Source organism: Streptococcus sp. HMSC070B10 (genome assembly GCF_001808665.1).
In the GTDB taxonomy this organism is placed as follows: domain Bacteria; phylum Bacillota; class Bacilli; order Lactobacillales; family Streptococcaceae; genus Streptococcus.
In genome coordinates, this window is record NZ_KV794214.1 from 1 (window position 1) to 7278 (window position 7278).

The 7278-nt window shown below is 41.7% G+C and carries 2 protein-coding genes; both read right to left on the bottom strand.

The genetic code is table 11. The annotated features are described in order from the left end of the window. Window positions 1-6722, bottom strand: a 6722-nt coding sequence (locus tag HMPREF2613_RS07540) for a beta-N-acetylglucosaminidase domain-containing protein (protein WP_070479905.1), incomplete at its 3' end; no start/stop codon positions are given. 142 nt (window positions 6723-6864) lie between these two features. Next, on the bottom strand, window positions 6865-7278 hold a 414-nt coding region (locus HMPREF2613_RS07545; RefSeq protein WP_186822084.1), incomplete at its 5' end, for an SIALI-17 repeat-containing surface protein.

Genomic DNA, 7278 nt, shown 5'->3' on the forward strand with positions numbered 1-7278 from the left:
AGACGAACATAACGTACCAAGTGGGTTGCGACAGATCTATCAGTCAATTGACTAGCCGGTGTCCATTCTTGCGCATTTGCAGAGTATTCCAAGCTAAGAGCTGGGTTGGCCTGGCCTTTGAGCTGGATGCTCTTGACTTCATGAATACGGTCAAGCTTCATACCTAGATAGCTATGAGCAGGAAGTTTGGTTCCAGCTGGAATTTGAAGCTCGTAACTGCCCAAGCTATCCACTACCGGTGTTTCCTTCAAGGCGTCCACGTTGGTGTCTGTTAAGTCGCTATTTCCAGAACGTGTCTCAACAGAGAAGTCTTGGATACGCCACCAAAGGTCACTTGCCTTGGTATTGCGTACTCGGATGTAACGAGCATTGATAGCTCTAGTCACTTCCTTAATTTGTTCTCCTGATAGGCGATCTAACTCTTGCCATGCAGATCCATCTGTAGAGTACTCAAGTACACCTGCGGCAAGTTTATCACCAGTTCCTTGACGAAGACGAACTTTAGTGACTGACTTGACTTCACCTAGGTCAAGTTGTGCCCAGGCATCTACTGGAGTCGTATTGCTGCCGTCAGCATTTGCCATCATAGCTTCTGTATTATCTTTACCATCAGTAATTTGACTTGCTGATGTTCTCAATTTATAAACTAGATTTGAGCTGAGGCTAATGGTAGCAGTTTGTTGTTTACGAGCGTTCTCTACTGGACGATTTACTGCAATCTCGCGAACTGCAAACCAGGTGTCATCACGATCTTCTGTAGCAATCATACGTACTGCTTTAGCTTTGATGTTAAGATTTTCAAACTGAACAAGTGACTCATTACCAACATAAGTTGGTTCTTTCAAACTTATCCAATTATCTTTTTCATCTTGATACTGCACTTCAGCCTTACTAAAGGTATCACGTGGATTTGCCTGAGTTCCCATAGCAAAGGTCAATGTTTGGATATCTACCGGTTTGTTAAATTTCATACCGATATAATCACCTGTCTTGATACTATTTGGTGATTTAATCAAAGCATGAGTTGCCAAGTCACCATCCGTTACTTCTGCCAAACCACCTTCTACACCTGTTCGATTGGTAATAAAGGTGCTGATGATTTGATCTGGATGCAAGACTTTTTGAACTTCAGACGCTAGAACTTCTTTCAAAGCTAGGATAAATGGACGGATATGTTGAACACCCAATTCAGCCTTTTCAAGATGGTCTACATAATGGAAGGTATGAGTTTGAGACTGTTCGTACAATTTCAAACCTTTATAGTAGCTATCCCAAAGTTTGGCTGCATCATTTGTAGCCATAGCCTCTGTTCCTGTTAGGAAGGCATCAAGGGCATTCATTTGGTCGATTGCATTATCCAACCAATAGTGGATCTGTGCAACCATTTTTTTATCACCTGATGCTTTATAAAGTTCAGCCGCTTCTTTAATCTTGGCAAATTCTGCACGCAAAGTTGCACGTTCTGCAGTTACATCCTGACCCGCTTTGAGCTTAGTCATGAAGTCTGTTAATTTCGGAGCCAATTCAACTGATTCTTCTAGTTTAACGACACGACCATCCATGTTTTGGTTGATCATATGCTTACCGAGTTCGCGGAAGGCTGCTAACACCTTGCTATCTTCAAAATGACCATTTTCAACAAAGTTGAAGGCAATGTCATTGAGTTTCTTAGCTTCTTCTTCTGATTTCCACTGTTTCCATGTATACTGAGCTCCAGCGAAGAGGGCAATCTTAGATGGTTCAGACTGTTGCATTGGGTTCAACATGATACCGGATAGCAAGCTTGGATCTACATTCGGATGAAGGAATTTCTCACCACCACCTAGAATCAAGTGTTGTTTAGAGTTATCTGTAACTGGCCAGTTCACCCAAAGTGATACTGGACGATAAGTTTTACCACCTGCAGTTAGATTGTTCTTGAGAGTTGATAAGAAGCCTTCAGAAACTTCACCCCAAATCTTACCACCCGTCAAAGTCATAGAGGTTGAACTTGGGAGATTTTCATTTAGAGATTTCAACTCTGCTTCACGCCCATTACCCCAATACTGACCTGGAACAAAGATCATTTCTTTGCGAAGACCGCTATAAGTTCCTTGCATTTCTGTCAACCAGTTGGTCATATCCTGCATCAAGCGGTTGTAGCTATTGTAGCCTCCAACTGGGCTTGGTGCATCATCGGCTAGAATACCAAATTCACGGACACCCACTTTCATCAACTGGGTAAATTTAGCCTTGATGGTTGCCAAGTCTTCTTGGTAATGCGCTTCATTACCAAATCGGATACGGTTGTTCATGAATGGATGAATAGTCCAAACATAGCGAGTTTTACTTTGATTTCCGACGCGAGCAAGTTCACGAATTTCAGCTAGTTTTTCTTCTGGGTAAAGTTCACGCCATTTCTTGTTGTGGTATGGATCATCTTTCGGTGCGAAGAAGTATTGGGTCAATTTCAAATCGCCACCAAAACGCATGAGTTCAGCACGATCTGCATTAGACCATGGATTTCCATAGTAACCTTCGATGAAACCACGGTTCTTGATTGCAGCGTAATCTTCCACTGTCACATTGCGAAGAACTGGAACTTGACTTTCCTTGAGCATATGTTTCAAGGTTGTCAAACCATAGAAGACTGCATCTGTGTCTTTTCCGACGATGGAAATTGAATTGTCCTTGATGGTCAAAGCATAGGCATCAATCTTATCAAAGAGACCTGCTGAAACGTTAGATAAGTTTTGTTCTGCTTGTGTTCCTCGTCCATGTACTCCAAGATAGATATTAGTTGCGCCAGCAACTGCTGATTGACTAGTAGTGTAGGATACTTGATTGTCCTGTAAGACACTCTTCAAGCGATTACGAGTATAGACATCGAGTTGATCTCCCATTACCAGATTGACTTGCTTACGAAGAGCTGTGACTCCTTCTCCATAAGTCACTTTTTGTGGAGTTGGGAAAACCTTGTACTCTTTCTTGAGATAATCTGCGCTCTTGCTGGCAGCTGCAATACTATCTTCGCTAGCTGGTTTGCTTGCTGTGAATTGATCCGCCAGTTCAACTGTTCCATCACCTGTTTGCTCGACTTTTGGAGTTTCAGGTGTAGATGGTTGTTCTGGTTCTGGTGTTTCTTGTCCCTCTTTGATAGGTTTCAATAGATGAACTTCAGCTGCACTTGCAAAGCCCCCAACACCTGATAGAACTTTCAACTCAATCTTGTTGGTATGAACCGCTGCAAAGTTAACTGTTTTTTCTTGAGCGTTGTTGTCCCAGCTTCCTTCTGAAACCTTGACCATTTGGCCATCTTTTTGTGCGTAGATTTCGTAGCGAGTCACGACCCCATTTCCACCACCTGGCCGAGGAAGATAAGTCAAACCATTGACTTTTTCTGCTTCTTTCAAGGTCATAGAAAGAGTGTACGGAGCAGTATCACCAGTCCATTTAGTATGCCAAAAGGTATTTGGATCATTGTCAAAGGCTTTTTCAACAACTCCTTCAGTCGCTGTTCCTGGTGTTTCTTGACTAGTTGCAGAAACTGTGAAATGATCTGTTGGAATCAAACGAGGATTTACAAATGGTTTATCTGACAACTCTGCACTATGTAAAATCCCTTTGAACCCACCGATGCTTTCAAGCGGTAGAACCAAGCTATTGTGAGCAAAGCGAGGGTGAGCTGGATTTGCGATACGTTCAATCTTCTCACCATCCACATAGAATTCCGTTGATTGTGGTTTGGTCACGATAGAGATTTGATAACGTTTATTCTTTTCAAGTTTTTTCTTGAACTGGATATGGAACTGTTCAAATTGATAAGCAAGATAGCCGTCTTTATCAGCTAGATAGATACGGTTGTCTCCACTTGTTGAGAAGGTTTGTTCACCGTCTCCAGTGACAGTTACATCAAACTTCAAGACATGACTTGGACCAACATCACCTGCCAGGCCTTCAATACTGCTATCTTTCTCAAAAGCCAATCCTTGCTCGCTTGTCTTCACCTTCTTGCTTGCATAGTTCTTCACTGTTTCAGGATTGATAGTAAACAAATCACTTTGATCAATCTCTTTTTCAGGATTTGACTGTGGTGCATAAGGGCTCGTTGGTAGGGTACGTTCTGCAAAGGTCGCAGCCGCACGGTCAGATCCCCAAGTGCGTTCTGCAGTTGTTTGCATGCTCTTAAAGAAGCGTTTAAAGATATCATAAGATGTCAAACCTGTCTCATGAAGATCAATATTGTCATTCCAAACTGCGTGGCCACCACCAATTACATTTGGATTGGATGCTTCTAGAAGTGGACCATGACCTGTTCGGAAATCATTTGGTGTCCACCTATTGTATTGTGTCTCATAGTTAGCATAGTCACCATAAGCTGTTTGACGATTATCACCATTTGGTACACTATAAGTTGGAATATCTGTTATGTTGATAATCTTAGCTCCCTGAGCAATAGCTTCTTTTGGTTGCTGCCAGCCAATACTCCAGATATCAACTTCTACATCTTTCCAATCAACCGCTGTTTTACCTCGTTTCGCACTGAGCGACCCCCAAATACGAGGTGTATAGCCTTTCCCTTTAATGTATTTAATAAGGTCATTGACATAACGACGATAGCTTTCTCTGCTTCCGTAGTATTCATCCGTTCCGATATGAACAGTAGACACCCCATGAAGTGGTGCATCTGGACCATCAAGAAGTTTGTCATAAACTGATTTGACAAAAGCCAGCGTTTCATCGTATTTATTATCTAGATCGAGCATGGCTACTCGCTCTACATTATGTTTACCTCTGTAATCGCTCAGGCTACCTTGATACATGAGGTCTGGACGAACTTTGACAAATGACAGAGCATGACCTGGTGTGTCAATTTCAGGTACTAGATTGATATGCAAGGCCTTAGCAAGTTTAATCAGATTTTGCATCTCTTCTTTAGTATAGTGCTCATCTGATGTTAATTTTTGACCATTCTTACCGACAATATCTGTCTCTACACGGAAACCTGTCTTAGCATGTTCTAGAACGTACTTAAGCTCTTCTTCTTGTGTTAGGTTCTTACCTGCTAAGTGCTCTTTTAGGAAGATATAGTTATCGTTGAGGTGCAACTGCAAGTCGTTCATCTTGTAGTAAGCCATGTTGAGCATGATGTCTACAAGGGTGTCATAAGGAATAAATTTACGACCTGTATCTAGCATAAAGCCACGGTGACTGAAGCTTGGGAAATCACGGATTTCTCCATTTTGGAGATTGCTTTCCCCCATTTGAAGAAGAGTACGAGTAGCATAGAAGGCTCCTGTGTTTGTGGCAGCTTCAATGGTAATGACACCATCTTGAATAGTGATGCCATAACCTTCCTTACCATAACCCTTATTTTCAACTTTTTTAAATTCAATTCGTTTTTGAGCCTGCTTGTCACCTGTCGCAAGTTCCAATCCACGACTAGCAAGATCTGACTGGTAGAAGGTTGCAGCCTGATCAAAGCCTGAATCTCCTGTCGCAAGAACTGTATCTGAAGTGATAGAAGATTGACCTTCTTTTCCATACCATTGTTGAACAGCTGGTGCTACTTTTGGTTTGATACCCACACCTTCGTCCTGATGTAGCCCCTTGATGACTACTTCAAATTCTTTAGTAAAGGTATGTGAATCTTTAATTTGCTCTACCATAACCTTAACGCGTTGATCAGTCAAAGGTTTATAAATATGATTTTGAAGGTCAATCACACCTTGTTTGTTGCTACCGATAAGACTGACTTTTCCTGGTAAAGTTGGAAGTACTAAAGATTGTCCATCCTTAGCGACTGTCAATTCCGTAACTTGGCGAATATCTGTCACTTTAGTTGGATCAGGGATATTCGAATAAGCTCGAATTTCTTGAATACCAACGTTTCTCCAGCCCATTGTGCCCGCTTGATAGTCATTGATTTCTAACTTGAGATATTTAGCTTGAATACTATTGGCTAAGTCAACTTTCTCATCTAAAACAGGTTCTCCAGTCTTGGTATGAGCTAGCTTCCATTGTTTTTCTCCACTAGCATTTACATCATCTTGACCTGCATAGTAGAGGCTCCAAGATTTGATATTTGGATCATTTTGTCCCTTACGGACACGGCGATCCCAATCAATTTCCACATGTCTAATAAGTGTAGTCTTGGGAAGAGTTAATTCGAAAGTTGGTTTGTCAATATTTTGATTTGTTGCCCAGCGAGTATCAGGATTACCGTCCACTGCCTTGTCAGCAGTATAAGGAGTACCAGTTTCTGAGTCGTTTACTTGAACAGTAACACCTTCTAAGTGGTTACGATCTTCTCTATCTTCAATTTGCTTTTCAACTGGTTTGATTGTAGGTGTAGCTGGTTCTACAGGTTTAGAATCTGCTTTTGGTGTTTCAACCGGCTTCAGAGTCTCAGCTGATTTGGGAGCTGTTGGAGTTGTTGCTGGGCTTGTTGCTTCAGTTGCTGCAGGACTTGTTCCTGCAGTATTTTCATGATTTTCTTCATGACCTGCATCTGCCGTTGCCTCTGATTCTGCTTTCTTTAAAACAGCTGCTAAATCGTCCGGCAACTTATCTAGTGGCTGAGCTTGTGTAATTGTTCCTTCTTTCTCAGGTGTTCCAACTGTCTCTGCAGCTTGCACTACATTTGCACCAAAGATACTAGCACCTATCAATACAGAGGCTGCACCAATTGCAAATTTTCGAATACTATAGTGACAACGTCTTTCAAAAAAATGTCTATCCATCTTTCTCCTATTCCTTTCTCCCACTTATTACAGTAAGCGGTCTCATTTTCCATTTGAAAATGGAGAGAACCTAGAGGTTCTCTCCAACTAAGTTATTTCTGTCTGAATTCTAGTTCCGATAAACTCTAAAATCGAGTCTTCTTTAATTTTCTTTACGTTTTGTTGCAAGGACAGCAGCAGATAAGGCAAGACTGATGCCTGCTAGGAAGATAGCTGTATCAGATTGGCTTTCTCCTGTTTCTGGCAATCTCTTCTGATCTTCTGTTGAAACTGAAATTTTAGATTCTGCAAGTTTACCTTGACCTAATTGACTAATCTGATACTCAGGTTTTTCAATTGTTGGTGCTGCTTGATCGCCTGCTGTAGCCAATAGTCCTGTGTAGGCTGGCTTTTCGTTTACCAAAGCTTCTACTGCATTGACTCCACCTTTGTATTCTGGAACTTCATTGACAGCTGCTTCTACTGCATTAGCGCCACCTTTATATTCTGGTAATTCATGAACCAAGGCCTCTACTGCATTCGCTCCACCTTTGTATTCTGGAACTTCATTGACAGC